The following is a 264-nucleotide window of genomic DNA, read 5'->3' on the forward strand; positions in this document are numbered from 1 at the left end:
GTCCATTCACTGTTAATTCATCAAACTGGATGGCAGACAACGACCAACCAAAAAGGATAATCAAGATCAATGCTGTCATTATTTGTGTAAGACGGCGATTCGGTTCCAGTTCGTACTGTTTATCGATATGATTCATATGTAATCTCCTACTTTAATTTCTTTCGGTAATGTTCACTAATCGATTCAATCAAATAGACAACAACAACTAGCATCAGTAAAATCATGCCTACATTTGCGTAGTTTCGCCATCCAAGACTTTCATTT

The 264-nt window shown here is 36.4% G+C and carries 1 pseudogene; it reads right to left on the bottom strand.

Going from position 1 to position 264, the window contains the following annotated elements:
* Positions 1 to 146: 146 nt before the first annotated feature.
* A pseudogene (locus Q4550_RS23570) lies at positions 147 to 264 on the bottom strand (phosphonate ABC transporter, permease protein PhnE); the annotation flags it as partial.

The sequence above is a fragment of the Anaerobacillus sp. 1_MG-2023 genome, assembly GCF_030547345.1.
GTDB classification, from domain to species: Bacteria; Bacillota; Bacilli; order Bacillales; family Guptibacillaceae; genus Guptibacillus; species Guptibacillus hwajinpoensis_B.